11 protein-coding genes and 2 tRNA genes are annotated in these 18,852 nt (G+C 66.5%); 6 read left to right on the top strand and 7 right to left on the bottom strand.

What is annotated here, in order from left to right; all coding sequences use genetic code 11:
* Nucleotides 1-153 precede the first annotated feature (153 nt).
* Nucleotides 154-2,406 carry a putative bifunctional diguanylate cyclase/phosphodiesterase gene (locus ABNQ38_RS24720; protein ID WP_377808492.1) on the bottom strand — a complete coding sequence of 751 codons (2,253 nt, stop codon included), beginning with the start codon at nt 2,404-2,406 and terminating at the stop codon, nt 154-156.
* Between the two features lie 256 nt (nt 2,407-2,662).
* Nucleotides 2,663-6,415 carry a vitamin B12-dependent ribonucleotide reductase gene (locus ABNQ38_RS24715; protein ID WP_377808490.1) on the bottom strand — a complete coding sequence of 1,251 codons (3,753 nt, stop codon included), beginning with the start codon at nt 6,413-6,415 and terminating at the stop codon, nt 2,663-2,665.
* A 766-nt stretch (nt 6,416-7,181) separates the two neighbouring features.
* Between ABNQ38_RS24715 and ABNQ38_RS24710 the strand changes: the two genes are divergently transcribed.
* On the top strand, nt 7,182-7,637 hold the full coding sequence (locus ABNQ38_RS24710; RefSeq protein WP_377808489.1) for a PRC-barrel domain-containing protein: 456 nt from the start codon (nt 7,182-7,184) through the stop codon (nt 7,635-7,637).
* 119 nt (nt 7,638-7,756) lie between these two features.
* On the opposite strand, the gene rpsA is transcribed toward ABNQ38_RS24710, so the two are convergent.
* The 3 genes from rpsA to aroA form a co-directional block, all read right to left on the bottom strand.
* A complete protein-coding gene (gene rpsA, locus ABNQ38_RS24705; RefSeq protein WP_042694362.1) occupies nt 7,757-9,463 on the bottom strand; it encodes a 30S ribosomal protein S1 in 1,707 nt (568 codons plus the stop codon).
* Nucleotides 9,464-9,653: 190 nt separating this feature from the next.
* A complete protein-coding gene (gene cmk / locus ABNQ38_RS24700; protein ID WP_377810117.1) occupies nt 9,654-10,310 on the bottom strand; it encodes a (d)CMP kinase in 657 nt (218 codons plus the stop codon).
* Between the two features lie 46 nt (nt 10,311-10,356).
* Nucleotides 10,357-11,706: a 3-phosphoshikimate 1-carboxyvinyltransferase gene (gene aroA / locus ABNQ38_RS24695; protein ID WP_377808488.1), complete on the bottom strand. Its 1,350-nt coding sequence runs from the start codon at nt 11,704-11,706 to the stop codon at nt 10,357-10,359.
* Between the two features lie 402 nt (nt 11,707-12,108).
* Here aroA and ABNQ38_RS24690 point away from each other — a divergent pair, with 402 nt between their 5' ends.
* The 3 genes from ABNQ38_RS24690 (at nt 12,109) to ABNQ38_RS24680 (ending at nt 14,606) form a co-directional block, all read left to right on the top strand.
* Nucleotides 12,109-12,498 (top strand): TIGR02300 family protein, encoded by a 390-nt coding sequence (locus ABNQ38_RS24690; protein WP_109051898.1) that lies wholly within the window; start codon nt 12,109-12,111, stop codon nt 12,496-12,498.
* Nucleotides 12,499-12,647: 149 nt separating this feature from the next.
* Nucleotides 12,648-12,723: transfer RNA gene (locus ABNQ38_RS24685), tRNA-Ala, on the top strand.
* Nucleotides 12,724-12,980: 257 nt separating this feature from the next.
* On the top strand, nt 12,981-14,606 hold the full coding sequence (locus tag ABNQ38_RS24680) for a tetratricopeptide repeat protein (RefSeq protein ID WP_377808487.1): 1,626 nt from the start codon (nt 12,981-12,983) through the stop codon (nt 14,604-14,606).
* A 97-nt stretch (nt 14,607-14,703) separates the two neighbouring features.
* Here ABNQ38_RS24680 and ABNQ38_RS24675 read toward each other — a convergent pair whose 3' ends face one another.
* Nucleotides 14,704-15,555, bottom strand: coding sequence for a transporter substrate-binding domain-containing protein (locus tag ABNQ38_RS24675; RefSeq protein ID WP_377808485.1), 852 nt, complete (start codon nt 15,553-15,555; stop codon nt 14,704-14,706).
* A gap of 182 nt (nt 15,556-15,737) precedes the next feature.
* Nucleotides 15,738-15,812, bottom strand: a tRNA-Val gene (locus ABNQ38_RS24670).
* Nucleotides 15,813-16,034: 222 nt separating this feature from the next.
* On the opposite strand from ABNQ38_RS24670, the gene ABNQ38_RS24665 reads away from it, so the two are divergent.
* Nucleotides 16,035-16,970 carry an N-formylglutamate amidohydrolase gene (locus ABNQ38_RS24665; RefSeq protein WP_377808484.1) on the top strand — a complete coding sequence of 312 codons (936 nt, stop codon included), beginning with the start codon at nt 16,035-16,037 and terminating at the stop codon, nt 16,968-16,970.
* A gap of 467 nt (nt 16,971-17,437) precedes the next feature.
* The gene (gene otsA / locus ABNQ38_RS24660) at nt 17,438-18,847 is read left to right on the top strand and encodes an alpha,alpha-trehalose-phosphate synthase (UDP-forming) (protein ID WP_377808482.1); all 1,410 of its coding nucleotides are present in this window, start codon (nt 17,438-17,440) and stop codon (nt 18,845-18,847) included.
* Nucleotides 18,848-18,852: the final 5 nt, after the last annotated feature.

The raw sequence follows: 18,852 nt of genomic DNA, 5'->3' as shown, positions 1-18,852 counted from the left end.
AAAGGAGCGTTGCGGCTATATCGTATTGCCCAGATCCTTGCCCGCATCTCCATTACTCCGGCGGATCCGCATAATACCGATTCGAACGGTGAATTGCGCCCGAAGTACCCCGTAAATCCAAAGAAAAACGGGACCATTTCCCCTGCAAATGTTTCAGATGCTGAAGCAGGCGGCGACCGGACATTCGACCCAGTGCTTGCCCTCCCCCGCCAGCCAGCTGACGAGCGCTGCCGACGGCATCGGCCGGGCGAACAGATAACCCTGGCCGATGGCGCAGCCTTCCGCCTCCAGCATGCGGTGCTGGGCCTCACGCTCCACCCCCTCCGCGACGACGGTCAGGCCCAGCGCCTCGCCGATCTGGATGATGGCGCGGACCAGCGGCCGGTTGGCGGCGTCGATGTCCAGCTCCTTGACGAAACTGCGGTCGATCTTTAGTTCGCCGACCGGGAAACGCTTCAGATAGCTCAGGGACGAATAGCCGGTGCCGAAATCGTCGATGGACAGGGTGACGCCCAGCGCGTGCAGGGCATCCAGCGCATCATGGACGCCGATCTCTTCCGTCATCATCAGCCGTTCGGTGATCTCCAGCGTCAGATCGTTGGCCGGGATGCCGTTGGTGGCCAGCGCGGCGCGGACCTGATCCGGCAGGTCGCCGCGGGCGAAGCGGACGGCGGAGACGTTCACCGCCAGCCCGGGCACCGGCACCCCCGCCGCGCGCCAGCGGCCGAGCTGCGCCACCGATGTCTGCAACACCCAGCTGTCCAGCCGGTCGATCAGCCCGCACTCCTCGGCCAGCGGCACGAACTCCACCGGCGATACCGCTCCCCAGCGCGGGTGGGTCCAGCGGATCAGCGCCTCTACCCGGTGCAGGCAGTTCGGCTTCAACCGCAACTGGGGCTGGTAATACAGCTCGAACGGTGCCTCGTCCTCCAGACAGCCCGTCTCCTGGCGGTCCAGCGCCTCGCGCAGCGCCGCCTCCATCTCCAGCCGGCGCACCGCCTGTTCGTTCATGTCGCGGCGGAAGAAGTGGCAGCGGTTGCGGCCCGCCTGCTTGGCCCGGTACATCGCCGCGTCGGCCTGGCGCAGCAGCGTGTCGAAATCCATGCCGTCGTCGGGATGCACGGCGATGCCGATGCTGGCGGTCGGGGTCAGCGTCAGATCGGCCACCGTCACCGGCACCGCCAGGGCGGCGAGCACCCGCTCGGCCAGCAGCGAGGCGTGTGCCGCATCGCAGCCCGGCAGCAACGCCACGAACTCGTCGCCGCCCAGCCGGGCCAGCGTGTCGCCCTCGATGAACAGCTGCTTCAGCCGGGTCGCCACCTCCACCAGCAGCCGGTCGCCGACCGCATGCCCCAGCGAGTCGTTGATGGTCTTGAAGCGGTCGATATCCAGGAACATCAGCGTCACCGGCTGCCGGGTGCGCCCGGCCAGCGCCAGCGCCGCAGTGGCGCGGTCGGCCAGAAGCTGACGGTTGGGCAGCCCGGTCAGCGTGTCGAAGTAGGCCAGCCGGTTGATCTCCGCCCGCGCCCGGTCATGTTCGATGGCGAGCGCGCACAGATGCACGCAGGCTTCCACCAGCCGGCGATGAAAGGGAGGGGCTGGGCGCGGCTCGCGGTAATAGAGCGCGAAGCTGCCCAGCATGCGGGCATCCCGCCCCTTGATCGGGTTGGACCAGCAGGCCGCCAGCCCATGGGCCAGCGTCTGCGCCTGGAACGGCGCCCAATGCGGATCGGCGGCGATATCCGCCGACATGACCGCCACGCCCCGGCTCATCGCGCTGCCGCAGGCCCCGACATTCGGCCCGATCGGAAAGCCTTCGATGATGGCGATGTAAGCGGCGGGCAGCGACGGAGCGGCCGCCACCCGCATGTGGTTTTCGTCATCGCGCAGCATCACCGAACAGGCGACATCCGGCGCGCAGGCCTCCACTTGCCGACAGAGGAAATCCAGGACCTGCTTCAGCGACCGGCCAGTCGCCACCAGCTCCAGAACATTCTGCTGCAGGCGGGCCACCGCCTCCGCCCGCTCACGTTCGTCATAGTTGCGCATCTCGCACAGAAGCAGCTCATCGTCCCCGTCGGTCAGATGCTGCCAAAACAGATCGACCGGGACCGGATCATGGCGCAGGATCCGCAGGGCGCCGGCACCGGGCGGCGGATGATCCCCCCGCGCACCGTCCCACACCGCTTGCCAGTCACGTCCGCCGAGATCGAGCAGGCTAGGCAGCGTGCGGCCGACCAGCGTCTCCAGAGGGAGGCCGGCCAGCCGGGCAAAGCCGGGGTTGGCACCGACGATGGTGCCGTCGGCCGATGTCCAGACCAAGGCAGCGTTCCATTGCGCGGCGGTTGCCCGCAACAGGCGATCGGACGGCAGACGGTCGTCCAGCGCGGTCGCGGCCGAATCCATGACCCCTGATCCCTCCGGACATGCTTCGGGAACGCCGCGTCGGCGCCCCCGGGAGAGTCAGCTAACATGAACACACGCGGCACGGTCAAGGCTCCTCACGCTTCGACCAAGCCGTTGCAGCTACACGAGAACGGTTCTAATCCACCATTGCTGGAACCGTTCGTGCACAACAAAAAGGGAGGAAGTGGCTTCCCACTCCCTCCCCATCGTCACTGGCCTTCGGATGGCGCCCCCGGCAGGAGCGCCGTCCTTGGGATCAGCTGCAGCCGGTGGTCGACCCGCAGCTGTCGCACTTCAGGCAGGTGCCGTTGCGGACCAGGGTCATGTTGCCGCACTCGCCGCAGGGGTCGCCCTCATAGCCGCGGGCGCGGGCCTCGCGGATGCGGTCGAAGCGCTGGTCGCTGGTGCTGCCGCCATAGGCCGTACCGGTGGCCGCGGTGGTGGCGACATGGCCCTGCGCAGTGGCGGCGGCGACCGCCGGGCTGGCCGACATGGCCGCCTGGGCGGACACCTGCGTGCCCGCCGACGCGGTGACGCTCACCGCCGCCGTGTCGGTGCCGGTGGCGGCGAAGGCCGCCGCGGCGCTGGCGCGCTGGACCTGACCGCCCGTTTGGCCGCCATGCAGGACGCGCAGGTTGTTGCGGACATAGCCGGTCGACGCGATGCGGCGGACGATGTCGGACGGCTGCACCTGGGTATCCGGCAGGTCACCCTGCTTGTCGCCGCTGCCGACCGTCGACGGCACCAGATCCTCCGGCGTGGCATGCGCCAGATCGGTGCGGTTCAGGTAGGAGATGGCGATCTCGCGGAAGATGTAGTCGATGATCGACGTCGCCATCTTAATGGTGTCGTTGCCGGTCACCATGCCCGACGGCTCGAAGCGCGTGAAGGTGAAGGCCTCCACGAACTCCTCGAGCGGCACGCCATACTGCAGGCCGATCGACACCGCGATGGCGAAGTTGTTCATCAGCGACCGGAAGGCGGCACCTTCCTTGTGCATGTCGATGAAGATCTCGCCCAGGCGGCCGTCCTCATACTCGCCGGTGCGCAGATACACCTTGTGGCCGCCGACATTGGCCTTCTGGGTATAGCCCTTGCGGCGGTGGGGCAGACGCTCGCGCGAGCTGCTCTTCCGCTCGACCACCCGCTCGATCACCTTCTCGACGATGCGCTCGGTGACCATCTGGGCGCGAACGGCGGCCGGCGCCTCGATCATTGCCTCGACCGCCTCGCCATCCTCCTCGTCGTCGAGCAGGGCGGCCTGCAGCGGCTGGCTCAGCTTGGAGCCGTCGCGGTAGAGCGCGTTCGCCTTCAGGCCCAGGCGCCAGGACATCAGGTAGGCGTCCTTGCACTCGTCGACCGTCGCCGTGTTCGGCATGTTGATGGTCTTGGAGATGGCGCCGGAGATGAAGGGCTGCGCCGCCGCCATCATCGTGATGTGCGATTCCCAGGACAGGAAGCGCTTGCCGATGCGGCCGCAGGGGTTGGCGCAATCGAACACCGACAGATGCTCGTCCTTCAGGAAGGGAGCCCCCTCCAAGGTCATGGCGCCGCAGCAGAAAGTGTTGGCCAGCTCGATCTGCGACTTGCTGAAGCCGATGTGGCTCAGCAGGTCGAAGCCCGGGGCGTCCAGCGTCTCGGCCGGGATACCCAGCGTCTGGGTGCAGAAGTCGGCGCCGATGGTCCAGCGGTTGAAGACGAACTTGATGTCGAAGGCGGTGGCGAGGTTGCCCTCCAGCCGCTCCAGCAGCTCGTCGGTGAAGCCCTTGGCCTTCAGCGCCTCGTGGTTCACGCCCGGAGCGTTCTTCAGCGTGCCGTGGCCGACGGCGTAGAGCGCGATCTGCTCGATCTGGTCCGGGGTGTAGCCGAGCGTCTTCAACGCCTCCGGCACCAGACGGTTGACGATCTTGAAGTAGCCGCCGCCGGCCAGCTTCTTGAACTTCACCAGGGCGAAGTCGGGCTCGATGCCGGTGGTGTCGCAGTCCATCACCAGACCGATGGTGCCGGTCGGGGCGACCACGGTGGCCTGGGCGTTGCGATAGCCGTGGGCCTCGCCCAGTTCCAGCGCCTCGTCCCAGACGCGGACGGCGGCGAGCGCCAGTTCCTGGTCCGGGCAGAGGTCGGCGACGAAGGGCACCGGCTCGACCGCCAGACCCTCATAGCCGTTCATCTCGCCATTGGCGGCGCGGCGATGATTGCGGATGACCCGCAGCATGTGGTCGCGGTTGGCCTCGAAGCCCGGGAAGGTGCCCAGTTCCTGCGCCATCTCGGCCGAGGTGGCATAGGCGACACCGGTCATGACGGCGGAGATGCCGGCGCAGTAGGCGCGGCCCTCGTCCGAGTCGTAGGACAGGCCGGACGCCATCAGCAGGCCGCCGAGGTTGGCGAAGCCGAGGCCCAGCGTGCGGAACTCGTAGGAGAGCTGGGCGATTTCCTTCGACGGGAACTGCGCCATCAGCACGGAGATTTCCAGCACGATGGTCCACAGCCGGCAGGCATGCTCGAACGCCTCGACGTCGAAGGAACCGTCCTTCAGACGGAACGACATCAGGTTCAGCGACGCCAGATTGCAGGCGGTGTCGTCGAGGAACATGTATTCCGAGCACGGGTTCGAGGCGTTGATGCGCCCCGAAGCCGGGCAGGTGTGCCACTCGTTGATGGTGCTGTCGAACTGCACACCCGGATCGGCACAGGCCCACGCGGCGTAGCCGACCTTGTCCCACAGGTCGCGGGCCCGGACGGTCTTCACCACCTTGCCATTGGTGCGGCCGATCAGATTCCAGTCGGCATCGTCCAGCACCGCCTGCACGAACTCGTTGGAGATGCGCACGGAGTTGTTGGAGTTCTGGCCGGAGACCGTCAGGTAGGCTTCCGAATCCCAGTCGGTGTTGTAGGTCTTGAACTCGATGGAGGTGAAGCCCTGGCCGGCGAACTGGATGACGCGCTGGATGTAGTTCTCAGAGACCTGATCCTTGCGGGCGGCGAGGATCGCCTTCTTGAGCTCCTTGTTCTCCTTCGGGTCCAGGCCCGACTGGGCGGCGGCCATCACCGAGGTCAGGTGCTTCTGGCAGATCCTGGAGCCGGTCACGAGTGCTGCGACCTTCTGCTCCTCGTTCACCTTCCAGTCGATGTAGCCTTCGATGTCCGGGTGGTCCATGTCCACCGTGACCATCTTGGCCGCACGGCGGGTGGTGCCGCCCGACTTGATGGCGCCCGCCGCGCGGTCGCCGATCTTCAGGAAGCTCATCAGGCCCGACGACTTGCCGCCGCCGGCCAGCTTCTCGCCCTCGCCGCGCAGGCGGGAGAAGTTGGAGCCGGTGCCCGAGCCGTACTTGAACAGGCGGGCCTCACGCACCCACAGGTCCATGATGCCGCCCTCGTTCACCAGATCGTCGGCGACGGACTGGATGAAGCAGGCGTGCGGCTGCGGATGCTCGTAGGCCGAGGCGGACGAGGTCAGCAGGCCGGTCTTGAAATCGACGTAGAAGTGGCCCTGGCTCGGGCCGTCGATGCCGTAGGCCCAGTGCAGGCCGGTGTTGAACCACTGCGGGCTGTTCGGGGCCGCCATCTGGGCGGCCAGCATGAAGCGCATCTCGTCGAAGAAGGTGTGCGCGTCGGCCTCGGTGTCGAAATAGCCGCCCTTCCAGCCCCAATAGGTCCAGGTGCCGGCCAGACGGTCGAAGACCTGCTTGGCCGAATGCTCGCCGACGAAACGCTTTTCCTTCGGCAGGGCGGCCAGCTTTTCCTGGTCCGCTTCCTTGCGCCACAGCCAGGACGGGACGGTGTTCTCTTCCACGGCGCGGAGCGCCGCGGGGACGCCGGCCTTGCGGAAATACTTCTGGGCCAGGATGTCGCTGGCGACCTGCGAGAAGTTGTCCGGCACCTCGATGCCAGTCTGCTGGAAGACGATCGTCCCATCCGGGTTGCGGATCTCGCTGGTCGCCTGGCGGAAACCGAGGCTGGCGTAGGCGTCCTGGCCTTCGTGCGTGAAACGACGCTCAATCCGCATGATGAGACTGTCCCTTGCTTGGAGCCCGCCGCGGCGCGCTCAAATGGAAATATGGTGCGACCCGTCCCGCCGAAGCGGCCGGCGGTCTTCATCCGCCGTCCGGCCCGTCAACGCAGATGGCGCCGTACAAACAGGGGGCTCGATGCCCGGCTGTCCGCCGTCGCCGCTGTGCTGCCGACCGGGGCCGCCGCTGGAGGCCGGCCGGGTCACGTGAGCGGCATCCTAGCCAGCGCGACCGAGGCAAGCAAGCCCCACTCTGCTAGATATTGTGGTTGACATCAACGAACCCCTCAAAACCTTGATCTTGTGGTGTTCAACCCGTCACTGGGGATACTGTTCCCGCCTGCCAAGCAATTTTTTCGGGGGCGGTGGCGGACCGCATCGCGGTCGTGAGGCACAAACTGTAGGCACTCAAATCACTGCCGATGCCGGATCGGACGGCGCCACGCCCCGATTAAAGCGCAAAACGTGGCCGATCACCAGTGCTTCGTTGGGGTAAAAATCAACATCTTGTTGCCTGTGCCCCATTGCACACACCACCGATTCGCTACGCCTCGACTCGCGGCAAATTGGCGGAATTCAAGGGGCGACTCGAAAAAACGGGCCGGAGGAGCCGCCGAGTCGCCGCCGACCAGCCTGTAGATCGACACGGAAGAGGGGTAAGGGCAGCCTCCCCGCAACTATTTCAAGCGTCCCCGGTTAAGGCGGGTGGAGCCAAGATGGATCCCGCGCGATCCCATAGATCCTTGGGGGAGGAGAAGCGCCCATGCTGAAGATCACCCACAAGATGTGGTTCGCATTGCCGGCACTGACACTGCTTGTCGGCATGGCGACTCCGCCGGGCGCGGCTGCCCAGAGCGTCATCATCAACGGCTCGACACCGGCCGTCGGTGCGGCGGTGGAACGCAAAACCGGCCCCAGCGTCGACCAGTTGATGGACCGCAGCGTCCTCGGTGCCGACGGGTCGAAGATCGGCACCGTCACCGACGTGATCCTCAACGACAAGGGCGAGGCCCAATACATCGTCATCCATTCCGGCGGCATTCTGGGCTTCGGCGGCAAGAACATCGCGGCCGACCTGACCCTGGCCGACCTGCGCACCGGCACCGAGGCGATCCATCTGCGCGAGGTGACGGCCGCCAGCGTCCGCGACATGCCCGAATTCCGCTACGACGACAGCATCACGTCGCTGACCCGCAGCCCGGAACCGCGGCGGCATTAGCAAAGTGGAGCGACGAAAAAGGCCGCGCCCCAACCGGGACGCGGCCTTTCTCTTACCCTTCCGGGAGATCGCTAGGCCCCCTCCCCTGCGGCGACGCAGGGGAGGTCGGCGTCAGGCGATCACTCGTCGTTCTGCTGCTTGCGCTTCAGAGCGGCGCCCAGGATGTCGCCCAGCGAGGCGCCCGAGTCGGACGAACCGAACTCGGCCATCGCCTGCTTCTCTTCCTCCATCTCGCGGGCCTTGATGGACAGCGAGATGCGGCGGGAAGCGCGGTCGATCTGGGTGACCTTGGCATCGACCTTCTCGCCGACGGCGAAACGGTCCGGGCGCTGTTCCGAACGGTCGCGGGACAGGTCCGACTTGCGGATGAAGCCGGTGTAGCCCTCGCCGACGGTCACTTCGATGCCGCCGTCCGTCACCTGCGTCACGGTGCAGGTCACGACTTCGTTCTTCTTCAGGCCGGCGGTGGCCGACTCGAACGGGTCGCTGGCCAGCTGCTTGATGCCGAGGCTGATGCGCTCCTTCTCGACGTCGACGTCGAGAACCTTGACCTTGACGCGGTCGCCCTTCTTGTACTCGGCGATCGCCTCTTCACCCGACTTGTTCCAGTCGAGATCGGACATGTGGACCATGCCGTCGATGTCGCCCGGGAGGCCGACGAACAGACCGAACTCGGTGATGTTCTTGACTTCGCCTTCCAGCTCGGTGCCGGGACCGAACTTGTCGGTGAAGGTCTCCCACGGGTTGTCCAGGCACTGCTTCAGGCCGAGGCTGATGCGGCGCTTCTGCGGATCGACGTCCAGGACCATAACCTCGACTTCCTGCGAAGTCGACACGATCTTGCCCGGATGGACGTTCTTCTTGGTCCAGGACATTTCCGAAACGTGGACCAGGCCCTCGATCCCCGGCTCCAGCTCCACGAAGGCGCCGTAGTCGGTGATGTTGGTGACGCGGCCCTTGAACTTCGCGCCGACCGGATACTTGGCCTCGACGCCTTCCCACGGGTCAGCTTCGAGCTGCTTCATGCCCAGGCTGATGCGCTGGGTTTCCGGGTTGAAGCGGATGACCTGGACCGTGACGGTCTGGCCGATCTGCAGGGCTTCCGACGGATGGTTGATGCGGCGCCACGCGATGTCGGTGACGTGCAGCAGGCCATCGACGCCGCCCAGGTCGACGAACGCACCGTAGTCGGTGATGTTCTTGACGACGCCCTGGAGGATCTGGCCTTCCTTGAGGTTGGCCACCAGCTCCGAACGGGCCTCCGCACGGCTCTCTTCGAGCACGGCGCGGCGCGACACGACGATGTTGCCGCGCGAGCGGTCCATCTTCAGGATCTGGAACGGCTGCGGGGTGCCCAGCAGCGGGGAGATGTCGCGGACCGGACGGATGTCGACCTGGCTGCCCGGCAGGAAGGCGACGGCGCCCGACAGGTCGACCGTGAAGCCACCCTTGACGCGGCCGAAGATGACGCCGGTGACGCGGGTCTGGTCGTTGAACGACTTCTCCAGCAGGGCCCAGGCTTCTTCGCGCTTCGCCTTCTCACGGCTCAGCATCGCCTCGCCGTTCTTGTCTTCCATCCGCTCGAGGTAGACCTCGACGGTGTCGCCCGCCTTCAGCTCGGGCGGCTGGCCGGCAACGGCGAATTCCTTCAGCGCGACGCGGCCTTCCGACTTCAGACCGACGTCGATGGTGACCATGTCGTTCTCGACGGCGACGACGCGTCCCTTGACGACCGTACCTTCGAGCGACTCGGCCGCGCCCAGCGACTCTTCAAGCAGAGACGCGAAGCTTTCCTTTTCGACCGTGCGGGCCAGTGACTGTGCCATTGAAACTCCTAAAGGTGGCGCGAAAGCGGCCCCGCTCCGGTCCCTCCCGCGGCAAAACGGGTGGGACCTCGACCGAACCGCCGCGCCGGGCACCACGCCCGGCGACTTGGTTGATGGTTTTCCTTGGAGGGAGTCGGACCCGTTCGCGCCGCCACCGGCGGCCCGTCAACGGAAGTCGGAAGCGGCGGCGTTACGCCGTGGGCTTCAGACCGGTTTTCGAACCGATGTGGGCGACCGCCATCGAGAACACCTGATCGGCATCGAGAGCGGACGTATCAAGCACAAAAGCGTCGGCAGCCGGACGGAGCGGGGCCACCGCTCTCTGGCTGTCGCGCGCATCACGAGCCTTCATGTCCTCCAGGACATCGGAGGATATAGCCGGAATCCCCCGTCTCTGCAACTCCTTGAGTCGCCGTTCGGCCCTGACCTCCACCGAAGCGGTAACGAACAGTTTGGCCTGGGCATCGGGACAGACCACCGTTCCGATGTCGCGCCCGTCCAGAACCGCCCCCGGCGCGCCGCCCGGCGGGTGGGTCGCGAAGCGCCGCTGGAAGTCGAGCAGCGCCGCCCGCACCTCCGGCACCGCCGCCACCTTGCTGGCCGCCTGCGCCGCCTCGTCGGTGCGCAGGGCCACCTCCCGCAGGATCGGGTGTTCGGGGTGCAGGTCATAGGCCGCATGCGCCGCCGCCGCACTGTCGGCGGGATCGCCGCCGGCCCGCAGCACCGACACGCCGACCGCGCGGTACAGCACGCCGGTGTCGAGGTGGGCGAAGCCGAAGGCATCGGCGATGCGCTGCGACAGGGTGCCCTTGCCGCTGGCGGCCGGGCCGTCGATGGCGACGACCACGGTCCCGGCCGGAGCGCCCTGGTTGGAAAGCGGCTGCGTCATGGCCTCACGCCTCCACGATCGCGGCGCCGAGCCCGTTCATCAGCCCGACGAAATCGGGGAAGCTGGTGTCGATGAAGGCACCGTCGTCGACCGACACCGGCTGTTCGGTCGCCATGCCCAGAACCAGGAAGCTCATGGCGATGCGGTGGTCCATGGCGGTAAGGACAGTGGCGCCGCCTTTCGGCGGCTTGCCGGTGCCATGGACCGTCAGGCTGTCGTCGGCGCCGACCTCGACCGACACGCCGCAGCGGGTCAGCCCCTCCGCCACCATGGCGAGGCGGTCGCTCTCCTTCACCCGCAGTTCCTTCAACCCGAGCATCACCGTGGTGCCCTCGGCACAGGCGGCGGCGGCGGCCAGGACCGGATATTCGTCGATCATGCTCGGCGCGCGATCCGCCGGCACCACGATTCCCTTCAGGGCGCTGTGCTTCACCCGCAGGTCGGCCACCGGCTCGCCCGCCTGGTCGCGACGGTTCTCGAAGGCGATGTCGGCGCCCATCTCCACCAGCGTGTCGTAGAGGCCGGTGCGGCGCGGGTTCATGCCGACGTCGTTCAGCAGCAGTTCGGAGCCCGGCCGCAACAGGGCAGCGACCGCCGGGAAGGCGGCGCTGCTGGGATCGGCCGGCACATGGATGCTGCGGCCGGTCAGCTCCGGCTGGCCGGTGACGGTGACGGCCAGCGCGCCGTCCTCCAGCCGCTCGGTGGTCACGGTGGCGCCGAAATGGCGCAGCATCAGCTCGGTGTGGTCGCGCGTCGGCTCCGCCTCGATCACCGTGGTGGCGCCGGCGGTGTTGAGGCCGGCCAGCAGGATCGCCGACTTGACCTGGGCGGAGGCCACCGGCAGGCGGTAGGCGATCGGAACCAGTTCGCCGCTGCCGACCACGGTCAGCGGCAGACGTCCGCCGGTGCGGCCGACGAAGCGGGCGCCCATCTCCTCCAGCGGCTTGGTGACGCGGGCCATCGGCCGCTTGTTCAGCGAGGCGTCGCCGGTGAAGACGCAGGTGATCGGATGGCCGGCGACCAGCCCCATCAGCAGGCGGGCGGCGGTGCCGCTGTTGCCCATGTCCAGCACCTGCGCCGGTTCCTGCAACGCACCCAGCCCGACGCCGCGCACGCGCCAGACGCCGCCCCCCTGGCCATCGTCGCTCCGCTCCGCCTCGGCCCCCAGCAGACGCATGGCAGCCGCGGTGTGCAGCACATCCTCGCCTTCCAGCAGGCCGTGGATCACCGTCTCGCCCACGGCGATGGCGCCCAGCATCAGCGACCGGTGCGAGATCGACTTGTCGCCGGGCACACGGATGCTGCCCCGGATCGCGCCGGTGGTGGTGGAGCGCAGCGGCCTTGCGTGCGTCATGGGACGGGTCCTTCGGATCGGAACGGGAAGCGGTTGTGGCCGCCGTTCCTATCACAGCCCCCGCCCCGATGCGAGAGGAGCCAAATCGCCGCCCACACCAGGGTCCCGGCCGGCACCCCGGCAACCTCCGCCTTGCGCAAATGAAAAGAGGCCGCCCGAAAGCGGCCCCGAGTTCAAGGAGGAAACCAAATGGAGGAGTTGCACGATGTGCAGGTCCGTTCTAGCGAGTTATGGTTAACGGTGTGTAAAGGCAACCCCTGCCCGGGCGGGATACCACTTTCCCGCCGGTGCTGCGACGCCGCAGCGGCCGGCTCGTTTCATCTTTTTTTTGACAAGCGCCGCGGGGCGTGGCAAAGGGCGCCTCTTGAGAACCCCCCTGATTTTTGTGACGGAGGACGTGGCGTGGCCAAACCCGAATGGGGCGTCAAGCGCATCTGCCCGAGCTGTGGCGCTCGTTACTATGACATGCGCAAGGACCCGCCGGTCTGCCCGAGCTGTGGCGCGCAGTTCGATCCCGAGGCTCTGCTGAAGTCCCGCAAGGCCCGTCCGGCCCCGGTCGACGACACCAAGAAGGCGGCTGTCGTGGCCGAGGACGAGGAAGAGGTCGAGACCGAGGCCGAGACTCCGGAGCTGGAGGATGCCGAGGACGAAATGTCGGTCGACGACATCGAGGAAGCCGACGACACCGCCGAGGACGAGGACGATGTCCTGATCGAGGACACGTCCGAACTCGGCGAGGACGACATGGACGAGGTCGTCGACGTCGAGGGCGAGGACGAGGAGGAGCGCTGACCGGCGCCCTTCCCGGTGGCAGCGGGACGGGCGCCGGGGTGGTGGAAAAAAAGCGCGAAAGGACGAATTTTCCGCTTGCATCACTCCGCTGCCTGACTATTATCCCGCTCCACCAAGGCCGGACGGAAACGACCGGCCCCCAGAGTTAAGGGGCCATAGCTCAGCTGGGAGAGCGCTACAATGGCATTGTAGAGGTCAGCGGTTCGATCCCGCTTGGCTCCACCAAATCGATCAAGGGCTCGGCGAGAAATCGCCGGGCCCTTGATGCTTTTGCTCTGGGCGTCAGATGGACCCGGACAGTGAAGCAGGGTGCCCGACCAGCACCGCCAGCCGCGCCACGGCTCGCTGTTTCCCCTGGTGGTCGAAATCGCTTGCAGAGACACTCCTCTCGCCGGGGAGACCTGCGCGATCACGCACGGGGGATAGGTTGCCGTGTGGCCTGCTTCCCCGCGAAATGTCCTCCGGCAGTTCCAGGGCGGTTCATGATGGCAGGCACGAACAACTCACACGCCAACCATGCGCAAGCGCTGGTCGAACTGGCAATGCGCGCCATGGCACGTCACAAGGCAGGTGACCTGTCAGGTGCCGAGGAGGATTACCGCGCGGTCGTCGGGCAGGTTCAGCACATCGGCCTCTATGCCGGATTCGGCGCGCTGCTGCTTCAGACCCGGCGGCGGGACGAGGCGGCCCGATGGCTGCGGCGCACCCTTGCGCTCGATCCTGCCAGAGACGCGGCCATCGAGAATCTCGGCGTCCTCCTGCACGAGCGTGGGGACAGCGGGGCGGCGGAGATGTGGTTGCGGCGGCAACTGGCACTGTTCCCGAATTCGGCGGGTGCAATGGCCAATCTCGGTATCGTCCTGACCGCAACAGGCCGTTTGCCGGAGGCCATCGCCTCGCTCCGTGCGGCCTGTCGGCGACAGCCGGACAATCCCGACCATCGGTACAATCTTGCCGTAGCGATGGACAAGGCAGACGACCGCCCGGGAGGGTTCAAGGTCTATCGGCAAGCGCTGTGTCTGGAACCAGCCCATGCCAGGGCACTGAGCAACGCCGCCCTATCCGCCAAGCTGATGAATTTGGCCGGGGAGGCGCTGGACTTGTACCGGCATCTTGCGGATCTCGACCCTCGCTCCGCGTCCGTCCGCTACGAACGGGGCAGTCTGCGCCTGCTGGCAGGCGATTGGGAAAGGGCGTGGGAGGATTTCGAGGCGCGCGCCCATATTCCGGGCTTGTCCCCCCCGATCAAATCGGCCACCCGGATCAGGCGATGGGATGGAACGCCCATGCCGGACGGAGTGCTGGCTTTGACCGGTGAGCAGGGCATTGGCGATGTCCTGACATTCTGCCGTTTCCTGCCCTTGGCGGCTGCGCGGGCAAGACAAATCGTCCTGCAGGTCCACTCCCCCCTGGTGCCCCTGCTGCAAGGGCAGATCGCCAACATGACGGTGCAGCCCTTTGGGGAGCTCATTCACGCCGATGCCGCGCTGCCGCTCCTGTCGCTGCCAAAGGTGCTGGACGTGACGCCATCGACCCTGCCCCGCAAACCCTATCTTTCCGCCCCGCCGGATCGGGTTCGGCATTGGCGCGCCAAGCTGTCCGGCGGGGAGGGACGGTCATTCGGCTTGGCATGGGCAGGAAATCCCAACTATCTGCATGACCGTCTGCGCTCCCCACGTCTGGAGCCGGTTCGCCGCCTGCTCGATACACCGGGATGGCGGCCGGTGCTTTTACAGGTGGGACCTGGGCGGAAAGATTTGGATCGGGTGTCCTTGCCGCCCCATGTTCTGGATCTCGGCGAACAGATGGCGGATTTCGCGGATACCGCGGCCATCGTCGCATCGCTGGATCTGGTGATAACGTCCGAAACCGCCTTGGCCCATCTGGCCGGCGCCATGGGGAAGAGGACCTGCATGATGGGATGGCTGCAGGCGGATTGGCGGTGGATGCCGGGCCCGGAGGGCAAATTGCTCTGGTACCCGGCGACCCGAATGTTCCGGCAAAGCGCCTTCCATCAGTGGGCTGGCGTCGTGGATCGGATACAGCGGGTTCTGACGGACTTTTCAGAAGAAACCTGGGATGTCGTTCCGGAAGCGGGCCATCGATGAGGAACTCTGGACCACGCACCCTTAACAACGTCTCGCGTCCGGCAGGATCGCCGTCCGCGCCGACGGCACGGGCGGCATCCCGCGGGACTCCTCCCGCCTACTTCAGCCAGCGATCGAACACCGCCTGATACTGGCCGGTGGCGACGGTCTGGTGCAGCCACTGGTCGACCCACAGCTTCAGCACGATGTCGCGCGGCAGCAGGAAGGCCTTCTCCGAGAAGTCGAAGGGCTGGTCCGGATGGACGGCGCACAGTTCGGGATGCAGCTTCTGCTGTAGCCGCGTCTCCACCGCGTCTGTGATCATCAGGTCGGCCTTACCGGCGACGATCTGGTCGAAGATGGTGACGTTGTCCGGATGGACCTCGATCTGCGCCGTGCGGATGTTGGCGCGGGCGAACTTCTCGTTGGTGCCGCCGGGGTTGACGATCAGGCGGACGCCGGGTTTGTCGATGTCGGCGACGGTCTGGAAGCGGTCCTTGTTCTCGCAGCGGGTGATCGGTGTCTTGCCGTCGCGCATCAGCGGATCGGAGAACAGCGCCTTCTTCTGCCGCTCCAGCGTGACGGAGACGCCGCCGACCGCGATGTCGTACTTGTCCGCCAGCAGGTCGGGCAGCAGGTTGCCCCAACTGGTCTTCACGAACTCCACCTTCACGCCCAACGCCTTGCCCATCGCTTCGGCGAGGTCGATGTCCATGCCCTCGAACTTCTGGGTCTGCGGGTTCAGGTAGGTGAAGGGCTTGTAGTCGCCGGTGGTGCCGACGCGCAGCGTACCGGCCGACAGAACGGCATCCAGGCGCGAGCTTTCGGCGGGCTGTGAAGCGGCCGATGCCGACGGAGCGGTCTGCGCCAACGCACCTGCGGACGACAGGGCGGTGACGGCACAGACCAGCACTGTGCCGACGGCTGCGGCAAGGCTCCGGCCGCTGCGGCGCAGGGTATGGACAGGCATGAAGATCCTCCCGATGCTTTGTTTGCCGACCGGATGGTACGGTGCAGGGAGGATTGTGGCGAGAGGCTGCGGTCCGGACGGAGGAAGTTCAGACATGCAGCCGCCGAAGAGGTGCGGCAGCCCCAAAAGCAGCACCAAAACGGCGAAGGCCGCGAACCCGTTCCGGTCCGCGGCCTTCAGAATGGTGGGCGGTACTGGGATTGAACCAGTGACCCCTACGATGTCAACGTAGTGCTCTCCCGCTGAGCTAACCGCCCACTGTAGCGACCAGCGGAGAAGCGCTTGGCGTCTTTCCGTCCGGCGTGGGCGGGTGTATACCGACCTCCTTGCCGACACGCAAGCCCTTTCGTGCCGCCCATCCGCTTTTTTTATCAGCCGGCGGCAGGGCGGCGGCCAACCCCATCACAGGTCCCATCGCAGATGGTCCCGTTACAGAGGTTCCGTGACACCGGGGCCGGCGTCCATTACATCATTCGATCATGGACGCCTCCTTCGACGCGCAACGCGGCGCTGGTGCCGACCCGGCCGCCAACGCTCCGCTGCTCAACGCCCCGGCCTTCGAAATTCTGGCCCCGCAGAGCCAGAGGCTGCCGCTCGTGCTGGCGTCGCCGCACAGCGGCAACGCGTATTCCGCAGAGTTCCTCGCCTCGTCCCGCCTGGATGCCCGGGCGCTGCGCAAGTCGGAGGACTGCTTCGTCGACGAGATCTTCGCCTTCGCCCCCGGCTTCGGCGTGCCGCTGATCCGCGCGCTGTTCCCGCGCGCCTATCTGGACGTCAACCGCGAGGCCTACGAGCTGGACCCGGAGATGTTCGCCGATCCGCTGCCGGCCTATGTCAACACCCGCTCCCCCCGGGTGGCGGCCGGGCTGGGCACCATCGCCCGCGTGGTCGCCAACGGCGAGGACATCTACAAGGGCAAGCTGCGCTTCGCCGAGGCGCTGGACCGCGTCAGCCGCTGCTACACCCCCTATCACAACGCGCTGCGCCAGCTGGTGGACGGCACCCGCGACGCCTTCGGCCATGTCCTGCTGATCGACTGCCATTCCATGCCGTCGGGCAGCGTCACCACCGGTGGACGGGGAAGCGGGCGCGGCGGCACCCACCCCGACATCGTGCTGGGCGACTGTTTCGGCAACGCCTGCGCCCCGGCGGTGATCGACGCGGCGGAGGATTACCTGCGCGGGCTGGGCTATGCGGTCAGCCGCAACAATCCCTATGCCGGCGGCTACACCACCCGCCATTACGGCCGGCCACGCCAGGGCATCCACACGCTTCAGATCGAAATCGCCCGCGACCTCTACATGGACGAGGCGGCGCTGACCCGCCTGCCCTATCTGGGCACCCTGGCCCGCCACATGACCGAACTGGTCGACACGCTGGGCCTGCTGCCGCCCGACGGGCTTGGTCCACGCTGACCCTCCGGTCCCATCCAACCGACCGTCAGGCCAAAAAAAGGGCCGCGGGCGGACCCGCGGCCTTTAGTCTAGGGAGGAAACGCCCAAGAAGTGCGTTACGCCAACGTCCACGCCGAGGCGCGACCGTTGCCGCACTGCACAATATGAGCGCGGAGCCTGCCGGCTTCAAGCCCAAAAAGAATTTCTCATTCATTACATCACGTTAATCGAGACAGGAGATACCGCGAACCGGATAGGGCTCAGCCAAATTTGCTGCATCGCAGCATTACCTTTCGTGAAATGGCCTGCCCTAAAGGACAGAGGGTGCCGCACCTTCGGACCGCTATCGTGAGCGTGACGGCGGGGGTTCGGAACCAAGGCCGCCCTTTGTCGTTTCGCAGTGGTCCAATACCGGGTGTCCGCCACGGCGGCCCTGAAGATGCGGACTGCGGAACGCCCTGCCGGCGGCCAATAAGGAGAAGAAGATCGTGAGCAGGCTCGTCGTCGTATCCAACCGGGTCGCCCTTATGGAAGAGGGCAAGCAGGCCGCAGGCGGTCTCGCTGTCGCCATCCTGGCAGCCTTGAAGAAGACCGGGGGCATCTGGTTCGGATGGAGCGGAACGGTCGTCGACGGCGAGTCGCAGGCGGAGCCGACCAAGACGGAGGCCGGCAAGCTGACCTACGCCACGCTGGATCTGGGCCGCCGCGATCATGAGGAATATTACAACGGCTTCGCCAACCAGACCTTATGGCCGCTGTTCCACTACCGCCTGGGGCTGATCTCGGTGAACCGGCGCACGCGCGAGGGCTATTCCAGGGTCAACGCCTACTTCGCCGACAAGCTGGAGCCGCTGCTGCGCCCGGACGACATGGTCTGGGTCCACGACTACCACCTGATCCCCTTCGGCGACGAATTGCGCCGCCGCGGCTGTTCGCAGCGCATGGGCTTCTTCCTGCACACGCCCTTCCCGCCGCCGGAACTGCTGACCGCCCTGCCCAACCACCGCGACCTGATCCGCGAACTGTGCGCCTACGATCTGGTCGGCTTCCACACCGCCACCGACATGCGCGGCTTCTGCGATTACATCCGCACCGAGACCGACGGAACGGTGGAACAGCGCGGCGCCTACGGCACGGCGATGATCCGCGCCTTCGGCCGCACCCTGATGGCGAAGGTGTTTCCCATCAGCATCGACACCCCAGCGCTGGAAAGCCTGGCCCGCACCGCCGGCCGCTCGCGCCAGGCCGAACGGCTGCGCGAAAGCCTGGTGGGGCGCCGGCTGATCATCGGCGTCGACCGGCTCGATTATTCCAAGGGCTTGCCGCAGCGCTTCGCCGCCTTCGAACAACTTCTGGAAAGCTACCCGGAGCACTGCAACCGGGTTTCCTTCCTTCAGGTCGCCCCGCCAAGCCGCGAGGATGTGCCGGAGTACATTGCCATCCGTCGCGAATTGTCGGAGATGGCCGGCCGCATCAACGGCCGATTCGCCGAATTCGACTGGCAGCCGATCCGCTATCTGAACCGCAGCTTCGGCCAGCGCGTTCTGGCCGGTTTCTACCGGCTGGCCAATGTCGGGCTGGTGACGCCGCTGCGCGACGGCATGAATCTCGTCGCCAAGGAGTATGTCGCCTGCCAGGACGCCGACAATCCGGGCGTGCTGGTGCTGTCCCAGTTCGCCGGTGCCGCCCACGAGATGGGCGAGGCGCTGATCGTCAACCCGTTCGACATCGAGGGCGTCGGCGACGCGCTGCAGCGGGCGCTGACCATGCCGCTGGGCGAGCGCAAGGAACGTCATGCCGCCCTGATGCAGACCCTGCGGCGGCAGGACATCAACTGGTGGCGCGAAAGCTATGTAGACGCATTGACCCGGGCACCGTATGACTTTCCGGTCACCTGAGCATC

It is taken from the genome of Azospirillum sp. A29, assembly GCF_042604625.1.
Taxonomy (GTDB): Bacteria; Pseudomonadota; Alphaproteobacteria; order Azospirillales; family Azospirillaceae; genus Azospirillum; species Azospirillum palustre.
This window is presented reverse-complemented; position numbering and strand designations above follow the sequence as displayed.

Excerpts from the sequence above, each read along its gene's own strand:
- ABNQ38_RS24720 (WP_377808492.1), bottom strand. The coding sequence starts at position 2,406 with ATGGATTCGGCCGCGACCGCGCTGGACGACCGTCTGCCGTCCGATCGC.
- ABNQ38_RS24715 (WP_377808490.1), bottom strand. The coding sequence starts at position 6,415 with ATGCGGATTGAGCGTCGTTTCACGCACGAAGGCCAGGACGCCTACGCC.
- ABNQ38_RS24710 (WP_377808489.1), top strand. The coding sequence starts at position 7,182 with ATGCTGAAGATCACCCACAAGATGTGGTTCGCATTGCCGGCACTGACA.
- rpsA (WP_042694362.1), bottom strand. The coding sequence starts at position 9,463 with ATGGCACAGTCACTGGCCCGCACGGTCGAAAAGGAAAGCTTCGCGTCT.
- aroA (WP_377808488.1), bottom strand. The coding sequence starts at position 11,706 with ATGACGCACGCAAGGCCGCTGCGCTCCACCACCACCGGCGCGATCCGG.
- ABNQ38_RS24680 (WP_377808487.1), top strand. The coding sequence starts at position 12,981 with ATGATGGCAGGCACGAACAACTCACACGCCAACCATGCGCAAGCGCTG.
- ABNQ38_RS24675 (WP_377808485.1), bottom strand. The coding sequence starts at position 15,555 with ATGCCTGTCCATACCCTGCGCCGCAGCGGCCGGAGCCTTGCCGCAGCC.
- ABNQ38_RS24665 (WP_377808484.1), top strand. The coding sequence starts at position 16,035 with ATGGACGCCTCCTTCGACGCGCAACGCGGCGCTGGTGCCGACCCGGCC.